This window comes from Salimicrobium salexigens (assembly GCF_900156705.1).
Lineage (GTDB): Bacteria > Bacillota > Bacilli > Bacillales > Halobacillaceae > Salimicrobium > Salimicrobium album.
Genome location: NZ_FTOK01000002.1, coordinates 282,477 through 306,861, shown reverse-complemented (window position 1 = coordinate 306,861; position 24,385 = coordinate 282,477). Strand labels below are relative to the sequence as shown.

At 45.2% G+C, this 24,385-nt stretch carries 26 protein-coding genes and 1 riboswitch; of the genes, 2 read left to right on the top strand and 24 right to left on the bottom strand.

What is annotated here, in order from left to right; genetic code table 11:
- Positions 1–208: 208 nt before the first annotated feature.
- From fni to prsW, 6 genes are all read right to left on the bottom strand, one after another.
- The gene (gene fni, locus BW931_RS03785; protein ID WP_076570080.1) at positions 209–1,222 is read right to left on the bottom strand and encodes a type 2 isopentenyl-diphosphate Delta-isomerase; all 1,014 of its coding nucleotides are present in this window, start codon (positions 1,220–1,222) and stop codon (positions 209–211) included.
- Positions 1,223–1,314: 92 nt separating this feature from the next.
- Positions 1,315–2,457, bottom strand: a complete 1,143-nt coding sequence (gene rpsA, locus BW931_RS03780) for a 30S ribosomal protein S1 (RefSeq protein ID WP_008587474.1) — start codon at positions 2,455–2,457, stop codon at positions 1,315–1,317.
- 103 nt (positions 2,458–2,560) lie between these two features.
- Positions 2,561–3,145 (bottom strand): lysophospholipid acyltransferase family protein, encoded by a 585-nt coding sequence (locus tag BW931_RS03775; protein ID WP_008587473.1) that lies wholly within the window; start codon positions 3,143–3,145, stop codon positions 2,561–2,563.
- Complete coding sequence (cmk, locus tag BW931_RS03770; RefSeq protein WP_076570078.1) at positions 3,142–3,822, bottom strand: (d)CMP kinase; 681 nt, start codon at positions 3,820–3,822, stop codon at positions 3,142–3,144. Before cmk ends, BW931_RS03775 begins: the two co-directional genes overlap by 4 nt.
- Positions 3,823–3,883: 61 nt before the next feature.
- Entirely contained in the window at positions 3,884–4,525 is a 642-nt protein-coding gene (locus BW931_RS03765; RefSeq protein ID WP_076570076.1) for a flagellar brake protein, read from the bottom strand.
- A 103-nt stretch (positions 4,526–4,628) separates the two neighbouring features.
- The gene (gene prsW, locus BW931_RS03760) at positions 4,629–5,276 is read right to left on the bottom strand and encodes a glutamic-type intramembrane protease PrsW (protein ID WP_234972569.1); all 648 of its coding nucleotides are present in this window, start codon (positions 5,274–5,276) and stop codon (positions 4,629–4,631) included.
- Between the two features lie 89 nt (positions 5,277–5,365).
- Between prsW and BW931_RS03755 the strand changes: the two genes are divergently transcribed.
- A complete protein-coding gene (locus BW931_RS03755) occupies positions 5,366–6,334 on the top strand; it encodes an asparaginase (RefSeq protein ID WP_076570209.1) in 969 nt (322 codons plus the stop codon).
- 217 nt (positions 6,335–6,551) lie between these two features.
- Here BW931_RS03755 and BW931_RS03750 read toward each other — a convergent pair whose 3' ends face one another.
- From BW931_RS03750 to BW931_RS03720, 7 genes are all read right to left on the bottom strand, one after another.
- Positions 6,552–7,544 carry a YpdA family putative bacillithiol disulfide reductase gene (locus BW931_RS03750; RefSeq protein ID WP_008587462.1) on the bottom strand — a complete coding sequence of 331 codons (993 nt, stop codon included), beginning with the start codon at positions 7,542–7,544 and terminating at the stop codon, positions 6,552–6,554.
- Between the two features lie 140 nt (positions 7,545–7,684).
- Positions 7,685–8,947, bottom strand: coding sequence for a Glu/Leu/Phe/Val family dehydrogenase (locus tag BW931_RS03745; RefSeq protein ID WP_076570071.1), 1,263 nt, complete (start codon positions 8,945–8,947; stop codon positions 7,685–7,687).
- A 145-nt stretch (positions 8,948–9,092) separates the two neighbouring features.
- Positions 9,093–9,665 carry an adaptor protein MecA gene (locus BW931_RS03740; RefSeq protein ID WP_076570069.1) on the bottom strand — a complete coding sequence of 191 codons (573 nt, stop codon included), beginning with the start codon at positions 9,663–9,665 and terminating at the stop codon, positions 9,093–9,095.
- 42 nt (positions 9,666–9,707) lie between these two features.
- Entirely contained in the window at positions 9,708–10,430 is a 723-nt protein-coding gene (locus tag BW931_RS03735) for a metallophosphoesterase (protein WP_084193846.1), read from the bottom strand.
- Between the two features lie 164 nt (positions 10,431–10,594).
- Positions 10,595–11,164: a CPBP family intramembrane glutamic endopeptidase gene (locus BW931_RS03730; RefSeq protein WP_076570063.1), complete on the bottom strand. Its 570-nt coding sequence runs from the start codon at positions 11,162–11,164 to the stop codon at positions 10,595–10,597.
- Positions 11,154–12,653, bottom strand: coding sequence for a RecQ family ATP-dependent DNA helicase (locus BW931_RS03725; RefSeq protein WP_076570061.1), 1,500 nt, complete (start codon positions 12,651–12,653; stop codon positions 11,154–11,156). The genes BW931_RS03730 and BW931_RS03725 overlap by 11 nt, the downstream gene beginning before the upstream one ends.
- Entirely contained in the window at positions 12,653–13,687 is a 1,035-nt protein-coding gene (locus BW931_RS03720) for a YpbB family protein (RefSeq protein ID WP_076570058.1), read from the bottom strand. Before BW931_RS03720 ends, BW931_RS03725 begins: the two co-directional genes overlap by 1 nt.
- An 89-nt stretch (positions 13,688–13,776) precedes the next feature.
- Between BW931_RS03720 and BW931_RS03715 the strand changes: the two genes are divergently transcribed.
- The gene (locus BW931_RS03715) at positions 13,777–14,025 is read left to right on the top strand and encodes a ferredoxin (protein WP_008587447.1); all 249 of its coding nucleotides are present in this window, start codon (positions 13,777–13,779) and stop codon (positions 14,023–14,025) included.
- 53 nt (positions 14,026–14,078) lie between these two features.
- Here BW931_RS03715 and BW931_RS03710 read toward each other — a convergent pair whose 3' ends face one another.
- The 11 genes from BW931_RS03710 to BW931_RS03660 form a co-directional block, all read right to left on the bottom strand.
- The gene (locus BW931_RS03710; protein ID WP_076570055.1) at positions 14,079–14,591 is read right to left on the bottom strand and encodes an ECF transporter S component; all 513 of its coding nucleotides are present in this window, start codon (positions 14,589–14,591) and stop codon (positions 14,079–14,081) included.
- A 6-nt stretch (positions 14,592–14,597) separates the two neighbouring features.
- Entirely contained in the window at positions 14,598–15,002 is a 405-nt protein-coding gene (locus BW931_RS03705; protein WP_076570052.1) for a DUF4430 domain-containing protein, read from the bottom strand.
- 139 nt (positions 15,003–15,141) lie between these two features.
- A riboswitch (cobalamin riboswitch) is annotated at positions 15,142–15,310 on the bottom strand.
- Positions 15,311–15,334: 24 nt separating this feature from the next.
- Entirely contained in the window at positions 15,335–17,098 is a 1,764-nt protein-coding gene (locus BW931_RS03700) for an ATP-binding protein (RefSeq protein WP_200802032.1), read from the bottom strand.
- Positions 17,098–17,814 carry a response regulator transcription factor gene (locus BW931_RS03695; protein WP_076570047.1) on the bottom strand — a complete coding sequence of 239 codons (717 nt, stop codon included), beginning with the start codon at positions 17,812–17,814 and terminating at the stop codon, positions 17,098–17,100. The genes BW931_RS03700 and BW931_RS03695 overlap by 1 nt, the downstream gene beginning before the upstream one ends.
- 161 nt (positions 17,815–17,975) lie before the next feature.
- On the bottom strand, positions 17,976–19,160 hold the full coding sequence (ccsB, locus tag BW931_RS03690; RefSeq protein ID WP_076570045.1) for a c-type cytochrome biogenesis protein CcsB: 1,185 nt from the start codon (positions 19,158–19,160) through the stop codon (positions 17,976–17,978).
- Positions 19,141–20,817: a cytochrome c biogenesis protein ResB gene (gene resB, locus BW931_RS03685; RefSeq protein ID WP_076570042.1), complete on the bottom strand. Its 1,677-nt coding sequence runs from the start codon at positions 20,815–20,817 to the stop codon at positions 19,141–19,143. Before resB ends, ccsB begins: the two co-directional genes overlap by 20 nt.
- A 27-nt stretch (positions 20,818–20,844) precedes the next feature.
- Complete coding sequence (gene resA, locus BW931_RS03680; protein WP_076570039.1) at positions 20,845–21,396, bottom strand: thiol-disulfide oxidoreductase ResA; 552 nt, start codon at positions 21,394–21,396, stop codon at positions 20,845–20,847.
- Between the two features lie 52 nt (positions 21,397–21,448).
- Complete coding sequence (locus BW931_RS03675; protein WP_076570037.1) at positions 21,449–22,177, bottom strand: pseudouridine synthase; 729 nt, start codon at positions 22,175–22,177, stop codon at positions 21,449–21,451.
- Positions 22,178–22,441: 264 nt separating this feature from the next.
- Complete coding sequence (gene scpB / locus BW931_RS03670) at positions 22,442–23,008, bottom strand: SMC-Scp complex subunit ScpB (RefSeq protein WP_076570034.1); 567 nt, start codon at positions 23,006–23,008, stop codon at positions 22,442–22,444.
- The gene (locus BW931_RS03665) at positions 22,995–23,741 is read right to left on the bottom strand and encodes a segregation/condensation protein A (RefSeq protein ID WP_076570031.1); all 747 of its coding nucleotides are present in this window, start codon (positions 23,739–23,741) and stop codon (positions 22,995–22,997) included. Before BW931_RS03665 ends, scpB begins: the two co-directional genes overlap by 14 nt.
- 113 nt (positions 23,742–23,854) lie before the next feature.
- The gene (locus BW931_RS03660; protein ID WP_076570029.1) at positions 23,855–24,208 is read right to left on the bottom strand and encodes a GNAT family N-acetyltransferase; all 354 of its coding nucleotides are present in this window, start codon (positions 24,206–24,208) and stop codon (positions 23,855–23,857) included.
- Between the last annotated feature and the right edge of the window lie 177 nt (positions 24,209–24,385).

Genomic DNA, 24,385 nt, shown 5'->3' with positions numbered 1-24,385 from the left:
GAAAGGTACATCCTTTCTTTCTTCCTCTATAAATTACTTTACTACATCTTAACCTTATCATTTTAGCAGAAGGTCGGGAATATGACAATCTGTATTAATAACGGCGCAGCAGAAATATACCGAATAATATGGAATGGCGCAGCCGGACCATTTTAATCATATTACAGACACTTCTATATGTATGTTCCCCACAAAAAAAAGCCTGTATTCAGACTCCTTTTTGACTGATCCAATTTTTTGTTTCCCCATGCAGGATGTAAGGCTTTCCTTTCAGCTGTTCGACTGTTTCGCATCCGAGAATCATCATCACCGATTTCAGCTCGTGGTGGATCAGGTCTATTTTCCCACGCAGTGCCGGTTCACCATCTTCCATTAATGTTTTCAAAAGAGGACCCGCCATACCGAACGCCTTTGCTCCGAGTACCAGAGCTTTCGCTCCGTCCACGCCGGAACGTATACCTCCGGAAGCAATAATATGTTCCGCCTCCAAACTGTGTAATATGGAAACAGGTGTCGGGATGCCCCAGGAATGAAAGCTGTCCATACTATTATCCCTTCGTTCATTCTCCACTTTAGAGAAATTGGTACCTCCCTTGCCCCCTACATCGACGTAGCGGCATCCGAGTTCCTGCAGTTCTTTCACCGTTTCTCCGGACATCCCGAAGCCTACTTCTTTCACTATGACCGGGACGGGAGACTCCGAAATCACTCTTCTAATATTTTCTATGCGGAATGAGAAATCCCTGTCCCCTTCCGGCATGACGACTTCCTGTACAGTATTCAGATGAATCTGGAGGGCATCTGCACGTAACATCTCTATGGCGACTTCCGCTTCTTCCCACGTAGCTTCGCTTCCTACGTTTGCAAAAATGATGCCATCTGGATTCACTTCGCGGACCACTTCATATGTTTTACGTTCTTCCTTGTCTTTAATAGCGGCCATTTGAGAACCGACTGCCATGGCAATATTTTTTTCTCCGGCAATTTCAGCCAGCTTTCTGTTTATTTCTTTCGTCTTTTCACCACCGCCACCTGTCATCGCATTCACAAAAAGAGGGGAACTTACATTAAGTTCCCCCAGTTGAACAGAAATATCCAGTTGCTCCCAATCCAGTTTGGCCAGGCTCCGATGTACAATATCCACTTCATCAAAATAATGTACCGGCCCTTCGGAATGGTTAAGAGCATGGCGGATGTGATCCAACTTGCGCTCTGATCTCATCCTTCCACCTCCGGCTGCACACAAAGGAAAAAGGCAGGAAAAACAGTGCGTTAATAGACGCACGCTTCTCTTTCCTGCTTTTTTTCCGCTGATTATTTTTTATATTTATCCAGTTGATCACCAATCATGTCGCTTAATGAGAACCCACCGGAATCTTCCTCTTTTTGATAGGATTCAACTTCTTTTCTCTGGTTGTCTTCATCAAGTTCTTTGATACTCAATGAAAGGCGCTTCTGATTCTCGTCCACGTCAAGAACTTTAACGTTTACCGTCTCCCCTTCTTCCAGAACTTCCTGAGGGTTGGCGATATGACGGGTGGAAATTTGGGAAATGTGTACAAGTCCTTCTACGCCCGGCAGAACTTCCACGAAAGCTCCAAAGTTAACGAGACGCTGTACTGTACCTTCCAGTACATCACCCTGGCTCACTTTGTCTCCGATATTTTCCCAAGGTCCCGGCTGCGTTTCTTTCAGCGAGAGGGAAATCCTTTCGTTATCGCGATCTACCGAAAGAACTTTGACACTGATCTTCTGTCCTTCTTCGACCACGTCGGAAGCTTTGCTTACGTGTTCGTGGGAAAGCTGGGAGATGTGCACAAGTCCGTCGATGCCACCCAGGTTTACGAAAGCTCCAAAATCGGTAAGACGCTGCACTGTACCTTCAACCACCTGTCCGGATTCAAGGGACTGTAGAACATTCTGTTTCTGTTCTTTCTCTTCACCCTCGACTACCGCACGGTGGGAAAGGATGACCCTGTTCTGTTCACGGTCCAGCTCAACTACTTTCAGGCTGAGTTCTTTACCTTTATAGTCTTCGAAATCTTCCACGTAGTACGTTTCTACGAGTGAAGCAGGGATAAACCCTCGCAGGCCGATATCAACGACAAGGCCGCCTTTTACTACGTCCTGGACTTCCGCGTTGAAGATCTCTTCGTTTTCATATTTGGTCTCCAGATCCTCCCAGGCTTTATCTGCATCTACTGCACGCTTGGAAAGGACGATTTCGTCATCTTCCACTTTTTTGACTTTCAGTGTGATGTCGTCGCCTTCTTTTACGGCATCTGAAGCTGTTTCAATGTGCAGGCTGGACAGTTCACTTATAGGAACGATCCCTTCAACTTTATATCCTACGTCTACGAGGACCTGTTTGTCCTCTACTTTGACGACTTTCCCCGTTACAAGATCACCTTCGTTAAATTCTTTCATTCCAGAAATTTCTTGATTCATTTCATCCATACTGAGACTACCTCCTTCAAATTCCGACACAACTTTGTCATTATTAAAAATATCCTTTTGTCTAACTTCTAATATTTGCACGCTTTTGTCAAGCGATAGACGCTTATTGTTGATGAAATTTATACAATTGTCTGATTCTTTCCATGATATAATCCGTCACTTCTTTTGCACTTGACTTGTTTTCCCGGAAAGACGTCAGATCAATCGGCTCCCCGTAGGCTACTTTCAGTCTTCTTCCCGGTTTGTAAGGACCTATGATGGCGCAGGGGACCACTACCGCTTCCGAACGCAGCGCAAAGAATCCGAGACCGGTCAGACCCTCCCCGATTTCCCCTGTCCGCTGTCTTGATCCTTCCGGAAACAGACCGAGAACCTCTCCCTGGCTTAAAATATTAAGACCGTTCCGCAGAGCGTTTCTGTCTCTCATTCCTCTTTTTATAGGGAAAGCGTGAATATTATTCAATAGAGAACCGAGCACCTTCTTTTCGAACAATTCCTCCTTGGCCATGAAATGGATAGTACGGGGAGAAGTGATTCCCACTACCGGAGGATCGAAATTGGAAATGTGATTGGAACATATAATTACAGGACCCTCATTCGGAATGTTCCCTTTTCCCACGACTTTAATCCTGTATAAAGGGTAAAGAATGACGGAGACCAGGCTTCTGGCCAGTTTGTAAAGTTTCATCGGGAGTTCACCCTCTCGTTGACAAGGTCCAATATTTGCTCGACCACATTATCAATGGATAATGATGTAGTATCCACTTCCACAGCGTCTTTCGCTTTAACGAGGGGAGAAGCAGTCCTGGTGGAATCGATATCGTCTCTCCGCTTGATCTCCTCCATCAGCACCTCAAGATCGCTCTCGTATCCGGAACGGGTGTTTTCTTCATGCCTTCGTCTTGCTCTTTCTTCCACCGAGGCAACCATAAAAATCTTCAGGTCCGCCTCAGGGATAACCTTCGTCCCTATATCCCTTCCGTCCATCACTACATTCTGGCCGGCAATCATCTTCTGCTGTCTGTTGACCATTTCGATCCTCACTTCCGGATAACTGGAAACGGCCGAGACGTGTCTTGTAACCTCATCCGTACGTATTTCTTTCGTAATTTCTTCTCCGTTTATAAATACAAGCTGACCTTCATCCGTCTGCTCAAATTGAATGTCGCATTTCATCAGCACTTCCAGCACTTCTTCCTCGGATGAAAGGTCCGCCCCCTCCTTTATCGTTTTAAGCGTCAGCGCTCTGTACATGGCGCCGGTATCGACGTATATGTAGGTAAGAGCGTGAGCCACTTTCCTGGCCACTGTACTTTTTCCGGCGGCTGCCGGGCCATCGATAGCTATTGAAACTGTGTCACACATAAATCCTTCCTCCGTTCGCTTATATAGTACTGTGTCAGAATAACACAGAACTATCATCTATTCACTTGTACTCCATGTTTTTCATGTATCTTTGCTGTTCAAACCCATATTTTATAATTGTCTGTCTGTCTTTTTCGGCAAGTCCTTCAAACTTGACTGAAATAATTCCCGGAGTCGACCCTCTCGGTTCCGCCTGACGTATAATGACAGCTTCCGTCTCTACATAATTGTACCCGCCCGAATTCATCGGTAAAACCATCGTGACATATATGTGCTGCCCTTTGTTGAATTGAGCGTCGACAGGCTGTACGAAAGCTGCACCTCCTCCACTAAGATCAGCGGTTACCGTATGGTAGTTACGGTCTTTCGTATTGATGGCAACGTCTACGGAAGTTTTCGTCCTTACGTATCTTCGCCGCTGAATCCTTTTGAGGAACTCCTGTCCCGGGAAGGTAATCTCCAGAACAGGAATAGTCAGCTTCTTTCTGGAAACCACCTGTGTCTCGAACTGATAGACTGCAGCGTCCTTACCTACATAGCTGCCTTTAAATTCGGTCCCCTCCAGAAAAAAAGAGATTTTTCTCGTTTCGCTGTGGACAGGGTAGTCGACATAGAGCTTTTCTTTCTCCACTTCCTGCACTTTACAGTAAAACTCCTCATTTTCTTCTGCAGTCAAAACCAGTTCTGTCCCAACTTCAATCATTTATCTCCACCCTTTCTGAGCCCTTAGTACTAATATTATCGCAAATAAGTAGCATGAATAGAAGTTAAAAATGATAAAAAATTATTTTTCTAGTACAAAAAGGCTACTTTCCCTGGAGATGATGAGTATTTGCAAGCCTGATCAGCTGAAAGCCCACTACCCACAGGATCACCATGAAGGGGAGAAGGCTGTACAGCCATGCGGGTAAACTCACCATGTAGCCGTAGGACCCGTGGAGAAGAGCCGGGATAACGAGAGCGAAAGCTATACACCATTTTTTTCTGTCGGTACGGAATTTCGCTTTTCCCATGTAATAGCCCATGATCAAACCGAACAGGGCGTGGGAGGACACCGGGAAGACCGCACGCAGAAATGCTATTTCTATACCGTTTGAAAAGATATAAATTATGTTTTCCACAGTGGCGAACCCGAGACTCAAAGATACGCCGTAAATGATTCCATCATAGTGGTGATCGAAATTTTCGTGTTTGAAAACTATAAATAAAAAAAAGAACCATTTAAAAAATTCTTCAAGAAATCCTGCCGACAGGAAAGGTTTCCATACCGTTCCCGTCAAATGCTGTTCCTGTTCGATTCCGTACTGAATAAACATGATAGGGAAAACTAACAGACACCCGACGATAAACACGCGGATAATAAGAGAGAGCGGCTCCAGTTCCATTTTTTTATTTAAATATATATATGTCATAAGCGCTATTATCGGCGCGACTGCAGTAATCAGTAATGCCAAATTCAATGCCCCGCTTTCCATTCCTTCCATTTCATATTATCATGAGATAACAGGAAAAGGTAGAGACTATGGGAGATGGAGGTACACAGATGAAAAACATACTGATTATCCATACAGGCGGTACCATTTCGATGGAGGAAAACACCAGTACCGGTGAAGTGAATACTACTTCGGAACACCCGTTATCCGAAGCGACGAAACACTTGAAACACATCGCCAACATCACCGATGAAGCTGCGTTTCACGTTCCTTCCCCTCACATGAGGCCCCGCCACATGCTTCAGCTTGGACAGCTGATTCATGAACGGTTCATCGAGAAAAAGTTCGATGGAATAGTCGTTACCCACGGGACGGATACGCTTGAAGAAACTGCATATTTCCTTGACTTGTTTCTGCAGACGAGAAAGCCCGTCATTGTTACGGGAGCTATGCGAAGCGCCAATGAGATAGGTGCGGACGGACTGTACAACCTGATCACTGCCGTCCGGGTAGCAAGCAGCGATGAAGCATACGAAAAAGGAACGCTCGTCGTTATGAACGACGAGATACATACTGCTAAAAGTGTAACCAAAACTTCCACAAGTAACGTTGCTACGTTTCAGAGCCCCCAGTACGGCCCGATAGGTATTACAACTAAACAGGAAGTTTTCTTTCACCATAAAATCACTTACAGAGAAGCTTATCCTGTACAACAGCTGTCTAAAGACGTCGTTCTGCTGAAAGTATACGCCGGGATGGACGGCTCCATTATCGATTCCCTGCTGGACTCTAACGTGGACGGTCTCGTAATTGAAGCTTTAGGGCAGGGGAATGTCCCTCCTTCCATGATCGGTTCACTGACGGCAGCAGTGGAAGCAGGGGTGCCCGTACTGGTTGTATCCCGTTGTTACCAGGGATTCGTTCAGCCCACTTACGCTTACGAAGGCGGCGGGAAACACCTTGAAGATATCGGTTTGATTTTCGCAAATGGATTGAATGGACCTAAAGCAAGAATAAAATTAATGCTGGCCCTTGAAATGACGAATAACCGGGCAGAAATCATTTCCATGTTCCAGTAAATCCCGGCATGATACTCTTTGAAGAAAACCTTGGAGAAACATTAAAAAACCCCCTCGGTAACCGGGATTTGGTAGTGACCCCTAAAAGTTAGATTTTTTACTCTAACTTCCGGGGTGCACTACCTCTCCGCTTTCCGAGGGGTGCTGTTTATGGCGGGATAAAAGCAGAAGTCTCCGCATCGTGCTGTTATCCGACCTGTTCCGGTTTCTTTACGGATCAGGTGAGAGGTTCTTTTTCCGTACATATATCTGCAGCGATCTTTCCTCCGTGCCATCTTCCATTCTCGATAAAGATCTCGTTATTGTTATAACCTGCAGCGATGACCCCGGCTACGTACACGCCGGATACGTTCGTTTCCATAGTCTCTTCGTTAAATACCGGCCGACCCGTCTCTTCATTGATTTCAACACCTATACTTTTGATAAACGGGTGATCAGGCTTATAACCGGTCATGGCGAAAGTAAAGTCGTTGGCCCTGGACTTCCTTTCCCCGTTCACCTCATAAACGATTTCGTCATCTGTTATTTCTACAATCTCCGCACCAAATTCCATATTCACAATCCCCTTATCCACAAGGGCAGAGAACTGCGGAAGGATCCATGGTTTAATACTTGGGGAATAGTCACCTCCCCGATAAAGCACTGTTACTCTGGCTCCTGCCTTGACAAGTTCCAAAGCTGCATCCGCTGCCGAGTTCTTTCCCCCGATAACAGCCACTTCTTTATCGAAAAATGGGTGGGCTTCTTTAAAATAATGACTGACTTTATCTTTATCCTCACCCGGCACTTTCATATAATTAGGCTGGTCATAATACCCGGTAGCCACCACAAGGTAATCAGCCTGATATTTTCTCTTTTGATCCGTCATCTCTCTGTGAGTCTCCAGAACGAAACCATCTTCCGTCTTCTCTACGTGTACCACTTTCTCAAACGTGTTTATTCTGAGTTTTTTTCTCTTCGACACGCCCCGATAATAAGTCAGCGCTTCGTTTCTGACAGGTTTCTGTCTTTCGGATATGAAGGGTACATCCCCGATTTCCAGTTTTTCACTCGAACTGAAAAACGTCTGGTGAGTCGGGTAATGGTAAATGGAATGCACTATGTTCCCTTTTTCTAAAATGAGAGGTTCGATCCCTTTTTTCTGCATCTCTATTGCAGTGCTCATGCCGCAAGGGCCTCCTCCGATAATTATCACTCGTTCCCGTTGCAAAATCGTCACTCCCTGTCTGTTATAACTTAGCTGGTTGCACCCGGTACCTGTCTGCATAAATGAACAAGCTCCGGATTATAAAATCACCTAAAAAATCTCCTATCAAAATAATGATAGGAGATTTCCGTTCCAATATCAACTTAAACCCATCCACGGAACCGGGCGGCTTCTGCCATCTTGCGTACCCCGACCATGTAGGCAGCAAGGCGCATGTCCACTCTTCTGGTTTCTGCCGTATTGTAGATGTTGTCAAAACCTTTAATTATGACTTTGTGTAATTTCTCTTCCACTTCCTCTTCTGTCCAGTAATATCCCTGATTGTTCTGTACCCATTCAAAATACGATACAGTCACACCACCTGCTGAAGCCAGCACGTCAGGGACCAGCAGAATCCCTCTGTCCGAGAGGATTTTCGTACCACCGAGAGTAGTCGGTCCGTTAGCTGCTTCTACCACTATGCTCGCCTTAACGTTATGTGCATTTTCTTCGGTGATCTGGTTTTGCACAGCTGCAGGCACCAGCACATCACAGTCGAGCTCAAGAAGCTCTTTATTAGTGATAGTGTCATCGAACAGGTTCGTTACCGTACCAAAACTGTCCCTGCGGTCAAGAAGATAATCGATATCAAGTCCTTCCGGATCATAAAGACCACCGAGGGCATCAGAAATACCTACAATTTTCGCACCTTTGTCGTACATGAATTTGGCCAGAAAACTGCCGGCGTTCCCGAAACCCTGAACTACGACGCGTGCTCCTTCGATATCTATCCCTTTTTTCTTCGCAGCTTCGTCGATGCATATCGTTACACCTTTGGCCGTAGCTGTCTCCCTGCCGTGTGAACCCCCCAGTACAATCGGCTTGCCCGTAATGAAACCGGGATTGTTGAATTCATCAATCCGGCTGTACTCATCCATCATCCAGGCCATAATCTGGGAGTTTGTGAATACGTCAGGAGCCGGTATATCTTTCGTCGGACCTACGATTTGACTTATGGCACGGACATATCCACGACTTACCCCTTCAAGTTCGCGGAAGGACATTTCTCTCGGATCACAAATAATACCGCCTTTACCTCCCCCATAAGGAAGATCAACGATACCTGCTTTAAGACTCATCCAGATAGAGAGGGCTTTGACCTCCGTTTCATTGACATCCGGATGAAAGCGCACTCCGCCCTTCGTAGGACCGATGGCATCGTTGTGTTGCGATCGGTACCCTGTGAATATCTTAATTGAACCGTCATCCATCCGGACAGGTATGCGGACTGTCATCATACGAACAGGTTCTTTCAGTAATTCATACACTTCTTCCGGATACCCGAGTTTATCAAGGGCATTCTGAATTATAGTTCTCGTGGAAGTCAACACATTCATATTTTTATCTTCCGGTTTATCGGCTGCCATCACTAAACCCCCTATATGAAAATCATCACGTCATCAGTGAATAGTATACACTCATTCCCCGGGATTGAAAAGGAACCTTTTCTTTCCTTGTATAAGAACTCCCATCCAGAGTAAGCGTTTTCAAAATTCGGAAAAAGTTCTGCACTCAGAAGAATGCAGAAAATTTATTTACAGCGGTACCGTCCGTAATCTTCACTCCATATTCTTCCAGCCATACAGACGTCATCGCAGTGGCGCTTCCGAATTCCGAAAGTACCGCTACGAGATCTTCCTTGTTCACGTTCTCCACTTCATGTTCTTCCAGCAGCAGATAATAGCCATCCCTTTCCTTAAACAGGGTGCCTCCCGTTAATCCCATACGCCGCAACGGTTCAGTAGCCTGTATAACATCTTCCACATCTTCAAAGTGATATAAAAGTTCCTTATACTCATCCAGTGTGACCTTCATTTCAAGAAAATCATCGTCTCCTGCTGCATCTTCCGATTTTGTAACGATTACCAGTAAGCCCTGAGCCTGGAGCATATATATCTGAACCGTCAACACTCCGATCAATTCCTCTTCCAGTTCTTCCTGGGCATCGAGTATCATATCGCTGAAAATCTGATGGACCTTCGGAAGGTCTTTCCAGATTTCTTTCGTCTCAAGACCTCTTTCCGTAAGATCATCTGTCGTCAGGAACATTTTGAATTTATGAGTTGATAAACGCTCAATCCGCATAATTTTCCCCCTCCCCCTTTATATAATAAATCGTACCACCATCTAATCCAGTTTCTGCAGTTCAAATAAGTGGTATTCGGAATTGGTTTCCAGCCGCAGAGGTAATAAAGAAGTTCCGTATCCTTCGCTTACAAAGACCCTGGTATTCTCAAAAAGCTTCCAGCCACCCTGTTCATAGGGGCCGTACCCCATGAATCTGATCTGTCCGCCATGAGTATGACCCGAAAGTATTAAATCGAAATCTTCGGCGAAGGAAGCTATCTGTTGCATTTGAAAAGGGTCATGCATGACAAGTATAGAAGGACGGACATCCGATTTCACAGGTTTTTCAACCTCCTCCACGGAATAAGGATCGATACCTGTAATGCTGTAGTCGTTTTCTTCGAGCGTTTCGTTGGAGAGCACCCGCACGTTAAACTTCTGAAGCAGTTCGAAAGTAGTTTCTTTTTCTCTATCGTTATTGCCAGGAATAAAATAGATTGGTTTTCCGATTTTCGTCAGTAAGTTGAGATTATATTCCATAGATTTGTCAGAGACGCGTCTGTCAACAAAATCCCCGCCAATCACAATTAAATCGACGTTTTCCTCAGCTATACGCTCGGCAATGCGATTGTTGTGTACATCCGAAATAAACAACAGCCGCAGCATTCCTTCCATATCGCTGACAGTCAACATGTGCACTTTCCTTACCGGTCTCACTGCTTTTCTACCCATGTACCGGATAATTGCTATTACCAACAGGAAGACGGTCCAGATTTTGTTCAATTAACTCACCTCTACTTCCAATGACTCTTCTCATCTTGAATACTAGTTCATCATATCAGAAAACAGAAAAAAGAAAAATTGAATCCACTTGCCGCTTTTTTGCCGGAGTACATGTATGTAGCAGATAACCGACGAACGGACCCGGTACAGGAGAAACTGAATCATTAGCCGCTTTTACTCTTCAATAGGAGTACCAGAGTAAAATCCACGATAAAGTGAGCTGAAACGACATACGTCAACGTTTGAGTCTGTTCATAAATAAAACCGAACAGGAAACTGATTGTTAGCACACCCGTAAAAAGCAGCGGCTTGCTCAAATAACGGAAATGGACAAACGCAAAAAGGAGACTCGCCGGTACGAAACCGGTCAGCGGCTGGAGTACTCCCCGAAACAGCATTTCTTCACTGAACGCAATAACTGCAGTCAGGAGGAGTATCGCCGGTACCGGAAGTCCTTCGAATAATTTCCTGTTGATCCCGCCGTCATCATAGTGTTGCTCCGGTACGGTCTTCATCGTTATCCCATCGAACCCTACTATCAAAATCGCAGGTACAATCGCATACACTACCCAGTCCTTAATGTTGAATCCCCACTGAGCAGTCCAGTGTTCCCGGAAATCCAGAAAAACAGAACTGACCGCTAAAGCGATGACCATCAGCAATCCTTGAGTGAAGAGGACATGTTTCATCAATTCTTTTGAAGACATCTGTCTGATTATCTTATTATTGTCCATATGAACTCCTGGCATGGAATATGTTGTAGAGGCGTTCTTCCCAGAGAGGAAGACCCTGCCGTTCTTTTACGCTTTCGTAGGTCACCTGAAAGATTTCCGGGTGACAGTGGTCGCAGCATTTTTGGTGCGGAGTCTGGAAGCCTTCCTGAAAATGCCTGTACAGGTCTTTTCTTCGGCAGCCGGGCGTGTTTATTACCTCCATCATATGAATGAGGTGATTCTGTTTCTGTTCGGTCCTGAGAAGCTGCCGTTCTTTCAGCTTATCAGCAGTTTCCCTTGCAGTCGCCTGCAGAGAAAAGTCTTTGTCGCCGGCATTTGCAATAAGAAAATTGTACTGGGACTCCGATAATTCAAGATGCATACAATCCTCATAGGAAGGAGTCTTTTCATTCGCGTAGCAGAACCGGAGAAAAGCATCTATCTGTTCATGGGAAGGAAGCTCGGACTGTATGAACATTTGAGGCAGTCTCTCATCTCCCGGCGCATACAGCAGCAAACTCGTACATTCTCCTCCGTCTCTCCCTGCCCTTCCGATTTCCTGGATAAACGATTCTATCCTTGGAGGTAAATGATAATGGATAACGATGCGTATGTCAGGTTTATCAATTCCCATTCCGAAAGCGCTCGTGCAGCAGACGATGTCCAGTTCGTTATTCATGAACTGCTGCTGGACGAGCTGCCTGTCCACGGGGTCCATCCCGCCATGATAATAGGCGATACGCCCGAGACTGTTAGCTTTCAATTCCAGCGAAACTTTTTCGGCCATCTGCCTGCTTGAAAAATAAATCATCGCGGGCGCTTTTTGACGACTCAAAAAATCGATGAGAAATCTCCTTTTTTCCTGTTCATTTTCAATTTCCGCTACACCCAGCTGGATATTCGGCTTATCCATCGGGTATATAAGTTTACAAGCCCCCGTCCGGCCAAGCTGAAACAGAATGTCCTCCTGCACTTCAGGCGTCGCCGTTGCGCTCAAAGCCAGCACGGGAGGTTCCCCCAGATCACTGATCACCTGATGAAGTTTCAAGTAATCCGTCCGGAATTCATGTCCCCATTGAGAGATGCAGTGAGCTTCATCCACCACGAACAGGGAAATGGTCTCCCGCTTCAGAAGTGATTTCATTTTCGGCATCTGAAGCATCTCCGGAGAAATGTAAATAAGATCCAGTTTCCGTAAATTACCGCTTATCTTTCTCTTCTGTTGGGGGGAAAGGAAACTGTGCAGGGCAGCCACCCGTTTCATCCCTTTCGCTTTCACCTGTTTAACCTGATCGATCATGAGCGATATCAGCGGGGAAACGACGATCGTCAGTCCCGGAAGGATAAGGGACGGTAGCTGATAGCACAAAGACTTTCCACTGCCGGTAGGTAAAATGGCCAGGGTGTCCACACCACGCAGTGCATTCTCGATAACATTTTCCTGTCCCGGTCGAAACTCACTGAATTTAAATTGGTCTTCCAGCACTTTTTTAACATTGATCGGTTCCATTATCCCTGTCCTTTCTGGAGCTTAGCGAGTACTATTCTTATCTGAAAATATGAATAGTCTCCGTTCAGTTGTTCCCGGATTACCTTCAGACGTTTGGTACTCGTCTTTCGGACTGCGGCCGAAATATCCCGGGCCCCTTCCCGGCTTATAAAAGCGTCGATGTTACGGGCCGGATCAACAAGCACCGCTTCAACGAGGTGGTCCTCGATTGTACTCGGTTGCAATTGTCTTATCTTCGCAACTTTTTCTATCGATCCGAATTTGTTATACAACGCAATGGACTTTCCCGAGGAGGAAGTGAACGCCTCTTTTTTCACGAGATCTTCTGTCAATTTATACAGGTAGCTGGAAGAATCCGAAGAAACCTCCGAAAACATGTAATAATACATATTCGTTAAGTAAAGAGGAATGTCCCATGCAGGTTCGCCACTTTCTTCCGCTAACTGGCTATATGTCCAGCCGCTCCTGTCCCCACCTGTAAGTCGTCTTACGAACATCTCTTTCTCCGTATCGGAAAATGGGGTGAGCAGCGCACGCAATTCTTTGTATAGAATCGGCGCTTCCTCGTCCAGTACCGCTTTTCGCTCACTGTAAAATTTTCTTGCCCAGGTCTGTACCGGGCCTTTATCTACAATCGGCAAGTAACCGGCGTGTCTGTACACAGCATTGCTGATGATTTGAATCCATAGCATCAGCCTGTTCTTGAACTCTTCCACCGCTTCGGAATACTCCAGTCCGGAAAAGTACAGAGGCATGTGCGTTTCTTCCATTGATCCTTGACCGTAAGCAGTGACACTCATCCTTCCATGGTCGTGCCAGACTGTTTTACCTTCTTTGCACAACTCGTGGAGTACATGATCCAGAGTCTCTCTTTGCAGACCGGGATAGATTCCATAGTATCCTTCTATACGATATACTTTTGCGTCCTGAAATGTCTGGGAAGATTTCTTCCCCCGCAACAGATGGTAGACGCCCGAAACGGTGCGTTCAGCATTCATTTTACTAAGACAATCTAACAGTATATATGTAAACATAAGGAATTCCTTTCGAATGATATAGTTGAATTCGATACGGATAGAACGTAGACTTGAAGGAGAGATACTATAGAAAGAAGGTATTACTTATGAAGCTTTATTCAATCGTGGATAAAGATACATGTATCGCCTGCGGTGCGTGCGGAATGGCCGCCCCGGAACTCTACAATTATGACGATGAAGGGCTTGCCTATTTCCTGCCGGACGATAATCAGGGAAACACACCTATTGCGGAGGAATTGGAACTTGATGCCGAAGATGCTTACGAGGGATGCCCGACCGGGTCCATCAAACTTGCAAACTCCAATTTTAATGGAAGTATACCAGAGGAAGACTGATAAACAAAAGAAGGTGCTCCCGGCACCTTCTTTTATTATACCATGTATTATTTTCAGCAGGCGAGCTGCGCACGCCGATCATATTTGACAAATAACTTTTCGAATACGGAATAGAAAACCAGAATAAACACGAAATTCGAGGCAGCATGCATCAGGTCAAAAGGAATTCCGGCAAGATAGTAACCCCAGAACGTCTGGGAGATCGCGCGCATTGTAAATGCCATCACCAGTCCAAAAAACAGCCCTGACAATAAGCCGTAAATACTTAATCCTAATACAGGGAGTCTCGGTAAGAATTTACCGAGCAGCCCGGCTCCTATACCTATAAGTCCCCAGGCTGTCACCTGCCACACTGTCCATATCCCCATACCAAGCACCATATTCGTCAAAAAAGTAGTCAGAAAAGCAGTGATCACTGCCGCCAGCGGTCCAAGCCAGAAGCCGGTCAGAATAATTATAGCTGTTACCGGCTGGGCATTCGGAATAGCGGCAAAAGCTATCCTTCCCACCACGGCCACTGCTGCAAGCATGGTTATCAAAGTTAATTTATAAGTATTCCACTGCATTTATGATCATTCCCAGGACTGGAAATCAAAATGTATTTCGTCCCCGTCCTCGATTTCATACTCAGCAGCGCCGACTTTTGCTTCTTCGCCGTTCACGTCATAGACCCAGGCCTTTTTCTCTCCTTCTTCAGCGGATATGCCTTCAATGCCATTAATGAATCCGTCTTTTTCTTCCACCTCAAAATTTTCTTCCATAGCATCCATCAGTACCGTACCTTCTTCAACTGTTATATCTTTTTCTTTCACCTGTTCTTCACCCTGGTTTTTTGTCAGCTCCACGGTAGCTTCAATTTCCTGGGAAGACTGGCTGCCCTCCTCTTGACTTTCCGATGTTTCACTTTCCGCCTGACATCCTGTAAGCAATACGAGTGTCAAAGCTACTACTCCTGCATAATTCCTCAATTTTTCCATGCGACTTCACCCTTTCTTCAAGTTTTAGAAGAAAAAGCATTGGAACAACCTGCCATAAAAAAGCCCGTCCATAAAGGACGGGCTTGAGATATCGACATACATTGATAGTCCAGGTCATCTCAAACGCTCAATCCTCGAAGCAATGAATCCTTCACAGACAGGTTTACTGGCTTATGTCATCCTACTCCGATACCTTCCCGTGACGAACTTTCATCACAGTGGATCTTATCGTTTCGTTACATTTACAGTTGCGAGGACAGCTCCGGATTCACACCGGATTCCCTAAAACCTGTGAAATTTATTCAATTAATTATAACATTACATGAATCGTTCTATTTTGGCAAGTTCTCTACAGGTAAATATATATAGAACGTAGTTCCTTCCCCTTCTTTACTCTGGACGGAGATTTTCCCTTTATGGGCCTCTACGATATTCTTCGCAATAGCAAGACCCAGTCCCGTTCCCTGCTTCTCTTCGGAAGGAGCCCGTTTCCTGGACTTATCTCCTTTATAGAAGCGTTCAAAGATGAACGGAAGATCCTCCTCCGGAATACCTGCGCCTGTATCTTCCACTTTTATTTCAAAGTGGTCCTCCCCTCCGTGAAGGTGAACATGTACAGAACCGTTCTCCGGTGTATGACGGATAGCGTTATCCAGAAGGTTCGTTACCACCTGCTCTATACGGTCAGAATCTATGGACACTGTACCTGCCGGAAGGCCGGATCTTTCATGAAGGAGTTTTACACCGGTTTCCTCTGCCACTCCCTGGAATTTATTCACTATACGATCAAGAAAAAGATTCACGTCCACTGGCTCTTTATGCAACTGAATGTTCCCGGATTCCATTCTGGCAAGGTCAAGCAGTTCGTTTACAAGACGACCCATCCGCTCGGATTCTTCCAGAATAATCTGAGCCAGCTCATTTTTCTCTTCTTTCGTAGTTGCTACTTCATCGACGATCGCTTCGCTGTATCCACGCATCATGGAAATAGGAGTGCGGAGTTCATGAGAAACGTTTGCAAGGAAATCCTTGCGCAGTTTATCGAGCCTTCGTTCTTCCGTCATATCCCTGAGTACAGCCACTACTCCTCTGATGGTAGTGTTGCTATAAAGAGGAGTCATGATAATCACCCAGTTTCTCCCCTGGACAGTGACTTCCGTCATGGCTTCCCTCTCTTCGGTGATGACAGATTCGAACAGTTCATGCAGGGGCGAAGGCAATTCTTCCTCCTCCAGCTCCTCTTCATATCTCCACGACTGTAACAGCTGTTTCGCAGGAGGGTTGGTTACCAGTATTTTTCTTTTATGATTTAAGGTGATTACTCCGTCGGCCATGGATTTCAAAACGCCCGATAGCTGCTCTTTCTCCTGATTCAGCGCATCAATATTCTGCTTAAGCTGACGACCCATCCGGTTGAATGCAATTGCCAGTTCTCCTATTTCGTCATGAGTAATAATTGGTATCTTAGTATGAAACTCGCCTTCCGACAGCTCAAACGCCCCTTTACGCATTTTCATAAGAGGTGCTGTAATCCGTGTCGATAAGAAAAAAGCGAAAATCGTAGTCAATACTATAGCTATACCGGCACCGAGAAAGACAGTTTTAGTCGTCTGCTGAGTCGTTTCTTCCACAGAATCGAGGGGTTTGTAGACGAATACAGCGCCGTTGTCTCCCGACAGGGGAGAACCGACGGCCAAAAACTTCCTCCCGTCAGCCGAAGCTACTTTTTTCACTTCCGTTCCCCCGGTTATTACCCGCGCCAGCTCTTCATCCTGTTCAAACCACTGTTTCTGAAGTTCTTTGAATTCACCGCTATTGCTTTCCGCTTTCCAGGACTGCCCGTTTCCACGAACGACAAGAACGTGGCTCGAAGCTGATTTCACGGTGTCTGTAGTACTTCGGATAATGTCCTGGCGTTGTTCACTGTCTATAAGCGTCGACACTACCGTAGCGGTACGGAGCATTTCTTCTTCAGCTTTATTCACATGAAAGTTTTCGAAAAATTGAAGCAGCAGTACCGTCAGAATTATAAGAACGAAACAGACAAGGAGCAAAATGGTGAACCACAGTTTTACTACTACACTGCGCCAGAACATCAATCGTTATTTACCACGAACTTGTATCCTACACCCCATACCGTGGCAATCATACCGGCCGATTCTGCCGATACTTTACTCAGTTTTTCCCTGAGTCTTTTTACGTGGGTGTCCACAGTTCTCAGATCCCCGAAAAATTCGTATTTCCACACTTCCTTCAACAACTGTTCCCGGTCGAAAACTTTATTAGGACGTTCAGCCATATACAGCAGCAGCTCATATTCTTTAGGCGTAAGCGGAACTTCTTTTCCTTGCGCCGTCACTTTATGAGCATCATTGTCAATGGTGAGGTGAGGAAAGACGATAATATCTCTCGCCTCAGTATCCGTATTCAGAAACTTCGTACTTGATGCTCTGCGCAGCAGAGCTTTAACTCTCAACACGACTTCGCGCGGGCTGAAGGGTTTTACTATGTAGTCGTCCGCTCCCGTTTCAAAACCTTCCACGCGATTAGCTTCCTCTCCTTTGGCCGTGAGCATGATAACCGGTGTCGCTTTCTTCTCACGCAGGGCTTTACAGACCTCGATACCGTCCATACCCGGAAGCATCAGATCCAGTAAAATCACGTCGTAATTATTCTCCAAAGCTTTTTGAAGAGCGCGTTCCCCGTCCTCGGCTTCTTCAATAGTGTAATCTTCTCTTTCAAGATACATTTTCACAAGTCTTCTAATCCGTTCTTCATCATCTACCACTAAAATTCTGGCTCCCTGATCCATCGAAATCCCTCCTGAAATTGAATTAGAATCGCTACAGAGCACCCGGGCTTCTGCCGAATGAATGCAGCATTTTCTTAAAAATCCGTATACTCGTCCCCATATCTAATCATAATAAAAAGAATTTTAAAAGAAAAGACAGGAGTTTGTCCCCTGTCTAAACGTTATGCGTAAGAATGTAGGCCGGAAATTATCAGGTTGACCGCCAGCAAGTTGAACATAATGATGGCGAAACCTATTACGGCGAGCCATGCAGAACGTTCTCCTTCCCAGCCCCGCGTAAGCCTCAAATGCAGAAAAGCTGCATAGAAAAGCCAGGTTATCAGGGCCCACACTTCTTTCGGGTCCCATCCCCAGAATCTGTCCCAGGCTTCCTGAGCCCAAATAGAAGCGAATATGATTGCTCCCAGGGTAAATACAGGAAAACCTATGGCGACGGACCGGTAGGAAACTTCATCAACCAGCCTTGGACTCGCACTTTTCAGTAAAGGCTGAATGGATTTAGCAATCCTTTTTCTCAATATTAACCTTAAGAGACCGTAAATCACAAATCCTGCCATGAGTGACCAGATAATCGTGTTGAATTTAACCGGAGCATTCACTCCCTGCATCCAGCCGGGAGTCTCGAACAACGGTCCGAAAGCACCTTCTGTAACCAGCTCTCCATCGTTCGGCCCGGCTATCGCGGGCATTTCATAAGTAATTTCCGTCATCTGTTCATTGACAGGTGCTTCGAATACCGTTTTATAGTCTGCAGCACCAAAACCGGAAGCCACCACTATGTACCCGAGTGCACTCATAAGTGCGAACAGGACGAACTCCAGCCACCTTGTCCGTTTCGTAGCTTTTTCCTGATTGACCTGACGAATGAGATAAATCAGGCCGGCAGCAAAACTGATGGCAAGGATTGCCTGCCCGAGAGCTGCAGTCGTCACGTGGATATATAGCCAGTGAGACTTGAGCGAAGGGACGAGAGGACTGATTTCAGTCGGGAACATGCTGGCATATGCAATGACCAGAAGAGCCACCGGCAAAGCGAAAAGTCCGAGCAGCGTAATTCTGTAAATAAGAAACAGAACTATGAAGCCGAACACAAGCATCATGCCGAAAAACGTCATGAATTCGAAAAGGTTACTGACCGGCGCGTGACCGGCTGCGATCCAGCGGGTTATGAAATAACCTATCTGGGTAAGAAATCCAACGATCGTCAGTCCGATCCCCGCATTCCCAAGTTTTTTGTTCGTTTTTTCATTCGTCATTTTCACTGTAGCACCGAAAATGAAAGTGGCTATCAAATAAATGAAGAATGAGGCATAAAGTAAATTACTGCTAATCGCTGATAATTCCATCATCCTTCCTCCTTTCTTCCGCATCTTTCTCTTCCTGTTGATCTACCGGGAAATCTATACCCGTTCCTTCAAGGGTTCTGTCGATATCTTTTTTAAGAGCGAACCAGTTTTTATTGGTGTGACCGGCTACCCAGACTCCGGCACCTTTCGGCTGAATCCAGATCCGACGATGGTTCCAGTACATTCCCTGGATGACGCCTATCATGAAGATAGCCGCTCCGACGGCAATGATCGGCAGCGTATAGTCTTTTTTGACCGTCAGCCCCGTTACGTCCCTCGTTTCAAAGTTGGTAAGTCCGAGTTTATAATCATTGTTTCCGGATGCATCTATGTTCACACCGATACCGGCAAAACTTACTTCCGGTTCCTCTCCAGGAGCATCCACTTCAAAGATGAACGCCGGATTTCTCGGGAATTTCGAAACCTGCTTCGGTTCTCCATCTTCAAGTTCAAATTCCGGGAAGTATCTTTCAAGTTTGACGGTAGTACCGTTATCAAGTTCGTACTCATCTTTAGGTTCGATCAAGTCTACCGTAAACTCTCCGTAGTTTGACTCCTCATCACCTTTATCATGAAGTTTGAAGGTCATGGAAGAGAATTCGTTCAGTTGATAACTGGCCTGATAAAGAGAAATACCGTTTTCGAGCGGAATCGGATGATTCACTCTCGCCTCTGCTTCTTTCACTTTTTTAAGTTCGGGTTCTTTACCCGGAACGACAGGCAAATCCGTCCGTTTATATATTACAGCGTTCGTCTGATAGTTTTCAGGAACCGGAGCGCTCTGCTTCTGCAGCGATTCACGGAACTGGGAATTTCCTTCATCTTCCATATCGTAATTTTCCAAAATGAAATCTTTGTTTTTCATATAGTAGATTCCATCGGTACCTACAATCTGTTTTGTCTCTCCTTCTCGCACCCAGAGAAACTCGTCCATATACATAGCAGGAACGAATCTCAGCATAGCACCCAGAAGAACGATAATCAGACCTATGTGGTTAACATACGGGCCCCATCTGGAAAAACGATTTTTTTCAGCCAGTATGTTTCCGTCTTCTTCGTACAAATTATATCTTTTGGATTTCAGATTGGCTTTCAGTTTTTTGTAATCGATGTTGCCCGAGTCGGTCTCACCGAAGATACGCTGCTTTTTCATAAAGTTCGGATGACGTTTCGGCTTCTGTTTCCTAAGCGTTTTATACAGGGGTACGAAACGGTCGATACTTGCAATTACGATGGAAATCCCGAGCATAGCCAGGAGAAGCAGGTACCACCATGAGCTGTAAAGATTATGAAACCCGAGCTGATAATATATCTGTCCGAGTATACCGTACTGATCTTTGTAGTGGGTAGAGGGGTCCGATCCCGGAGGTAAATACATCTCCTGCGGAAAAATTGTTCCCAACGCGGAAGCTATCACGATTACTATAATAATGGATACTCCTATTTTTACAGAAGAAAAGAAGTTCCATGTTTTATCTATAAATGTCCTCTGATACGTTTGTGACCTTCTCGCACTGCCATCGTATCTCATATTCAGCAACTGCTCGGGTTTATTATTGTTCAAGTGCTGGTTTGCTTCGAACGGTTTCCCGCAGGCTTCACAAAGCACCGTTCCTTCCGGGTTCACATGCCCGCATTCGCATGTAATTTTACTCATATAAATACCCCACATTTTTATTCATATTTAAGAAGAAGGAGTTATATCCTGAAGGTGACCTTCCAGTTTATCCAAGGTCAGCGGCCCGATGACCGTTTCCTCGATTTTTCCATCAGGACCGATGAATAGTGTCGAAGGGATTGGGCCGATGTTATACAGATTCATCACCTGTCCATCCTTATCCTGTAGTATAGGAAACGTTAACTGGTATTCTCTCATAAACTGCTCGACTACTATATCGGTAGTATCCAAATTAATCGCGAGAATCTCTACGCCTTTTTTCTTGTATTTCGGATACAGTTTTTCCATGTAAGGCATTTCGTCTTTACATGGTTCGCAATATGTAGCCCAGAAGTTAATCATAACGCCTTTCCCGCGGTAATCCTTAAGCTCTACTGTCTCGTCAGTCCCGAATTTTTTAAGGGCGAAATTCGGAGCTGTTTCGCCTTCCTCTACAGAGACGCCGTCTTCCTGAAATGCGGACGCTACGGCAAAGACTACGAGACTTAGCATAATTACCAGTAGAGTTGAACGGAAAATAAGTCGCTTTTTCTTTTTCTTGATTGTTTTTCCACTCATACCACTCACCCCCCGACATTATAACATGAGTGTTTTTAAAATTTGTTGAACATTATTTAACATTTTCCTCGGCAAGCTGACGTAGCTGCTTGACTTCGTGAGGTTTGAGTGGGCGAAAGTCTCCGGCATTCAGTCCGTGAAGATTCAGGAATCCGTATTGTTCTCTTTTTAGTTTATCCACAGGTACTCCGAGTGCATCAAACATTTTTCTTACCTGTCTGTTTTTTCCCTGATGAAGAGTCATTTGAATGATGGCAGTGTTCTTTTTCCCATCGGTCGAAGTAATTCTCACATCTTCCGCTTTAAAAAATTCGCCTTCGATTTCCATTCCCTGCTTCAGCTGTTTCATCTGTTCACGGGTCGGTATGCCACGGGACTTGATGATATATACTTTATCTATTTTATGTTTCGGGTGCATCAGTTTATTTGCGAATTCCCCGTCATTCGTAAGAAGTATCAGCCCTGACGTATCGTAATCCAGCCGCCCTACCGGAAACAGTCGTTGTTCGATATCCGGAATGTAGTCGGTCACGACTTTCCGGCCACGGTCGTCTTTGGCACTCGAGATGACTCCTCTCGGTTTGTATAATAAAAAATAAACGGGGGCTTCCCTTTGAAGGGGTACTCCGTCAACTTCCACTTCATCCTGAGAGGACACTTTGGTTCCCAGTTCCTTAATTGTTTCATTATTTACCTTCACTCGCCCTGCTTTGATAAGTTCTTCAGATTTTCTTCTCGATGCGACGCCGGCCTGGGCCATTACTTTCTGCAATCTTTCCATTTTACCTACTCCCTCTTTTCTCCACTTAAGAGACCACGCTGCGAACACAACGCGGTCATTTATCGAAAACGTTCAATTTATATTCCTGATGTTACTTCCGTAACCATTATACCAACAATCTTTAAGTGCAGTCCAACATTGAGAATTTTTCTTTATCTATTGTGACCAAACAGTGAAAACCTTTATGTGGTAAGTTATGTATTTGTCGAATCTGTAGTTGTTTCTGTACATGATAATCTCTATGAACCGGGATACACCGGCTATTCACCCTTCTTCCAGGGAATCGAAGAAATTCTCTGCCGCTGAATAATCCTCCTGGAATGCTTCCCTCAATTCAGGAAGATCTTCCAGTGACTGTAAACCGAAGTAAGTGAGAAAATGTTCGGTCGTTCTATAAAGAATAGGTCTGCCTACCGTTTCCTTTCTACCTGCTTCTTCCACAAGCTGCCTTTCGGCAAGTGTCTGCAGTGCCTGATCACTCTTCACTCCGCGGATGTAATCCACTTCGACTCGGGTAATCGGCTGCCTGTAAGCTATAATAGCCAGAGCTTCCAGCGAAGCCTGGGATAGACGTGTATGATTTTTTTTGTATCCCCATCTCTTATAGACTGCCGCGTACTCCGGTTTCGTCGTCAGGCTGTACGTTCCTCTCGATTCCATCAGACGGATACCTCTCCCGGGGCTCTGCAGCTCTTTCTTCCAGTCTTTAAGTAATTCTTCCACGTCATTTTCCCTGATCTCGAGTATTTCTGAAAGCTGTTTCTTATGCATCCCTTCTTCTCCGGCAGCAAACAGCAGCCCCTCGAGAATTGCAAGCTTACTCTCTCCCATGATTATCCCCCTGTTTAAAAATATATAAATCTTCAAAATGTTTATCTTGCCTGCATGAAACCTGTTTATCTTTCACCAGTTCCAACAGGGCGAGAAATGTAGTCACCATCTCAGTTCTGGTACGGGCGGAGAAAAGTTTTTCAAATGTTATACCGGAAGGGAATTTCTGTATTTTTTGCAGTATATGATCCATCGTTAGTTGAATGGGCATCTCATCTCTTTTTACCCCTGTCTCCATTTCTGGAGACGGAGATGCAGTTTTATTAAACATGCGCTGCAAAGCTCCAATCATATCAAAGACGGTAGCCTGCTGGTCATCGCCGGCCCCCTCCTCTATACTCACCGGAGGTCTGGAATAGACTTCATTATCCTCTGCTTCCCTGTCTTTCAGCTGACCCGCCGCATACTTAAACTTCCTGTATTCTTTAAGTCTTTCCATAAGCTCTTCTCTCGGATCCTCTTCGCTTTCAAACTCTTCCGGATCGACCGGTTCTTCCGGTAGCAGTGTGCTGCTTTTCATTGCAAGAAGCGTAGCAGCCATCACGAGATACTCACTTGCTATATCGAGCTCCAGCTCATTCATAGTATGAATATATTCCATATACTGGTCAGTGATTTCAGCTACAGGAATATCGTGGATGTCTATTTCAAGTCTCTGGATGAGGTGAAGGAGCAAATCCATCGGCCCTTCAAAACCTTCTACTTTTATATGGTACTCGCTTTTCACGGACATCAGCCTTTTCTCTATAAAGTTCTAATTCATTATAACATGAGGCTGCAAACACTTCCGCACGGACGACAACCCTTGTTGCACCCCACAAAAAAAAGCGCGGAGTCCGCGCTCTTTCATTTTGTCCTATTGCATTTTTCTATAAACGCTTCTGTTTCTTCAGTGGCACAGACAGAGTAGGAACCCTGATATTTATCTCTTACTTTTCCAACCATTTTTCGACCGATGCCACTATTGCGATGTGACGGGTTAACGGAGACATGCTGAATAATCGCTTCGCGCTCGTTCACACGAACACCTGCGGCACCTATAATGTCTTCGCCCTCTTTCCACAAATATAAATGCCAGTCCTCATTATTCTCATATTCCTTAATAATGTCCTGCAGTTTCTTAACATCTTTTGCTTCCGGCATAAAGGACAGCAGTCCCATAGCAATTTTCTCAAAAGATTTTTTAAACCTGATTAACATAGTGACCCCTCAATCATCTTAGAAATTGATGTAAAGCCGGTCTACTGAACGACTACCCCAAACCAGTAGTACAGTCCGAAAACCAGACAAAATATCAATAATATTATTAGTAACCTTATATTGCGTTTACGCATTGAATTCCTCCCGGAATGACCCAGATAATAGCATACTCCATTC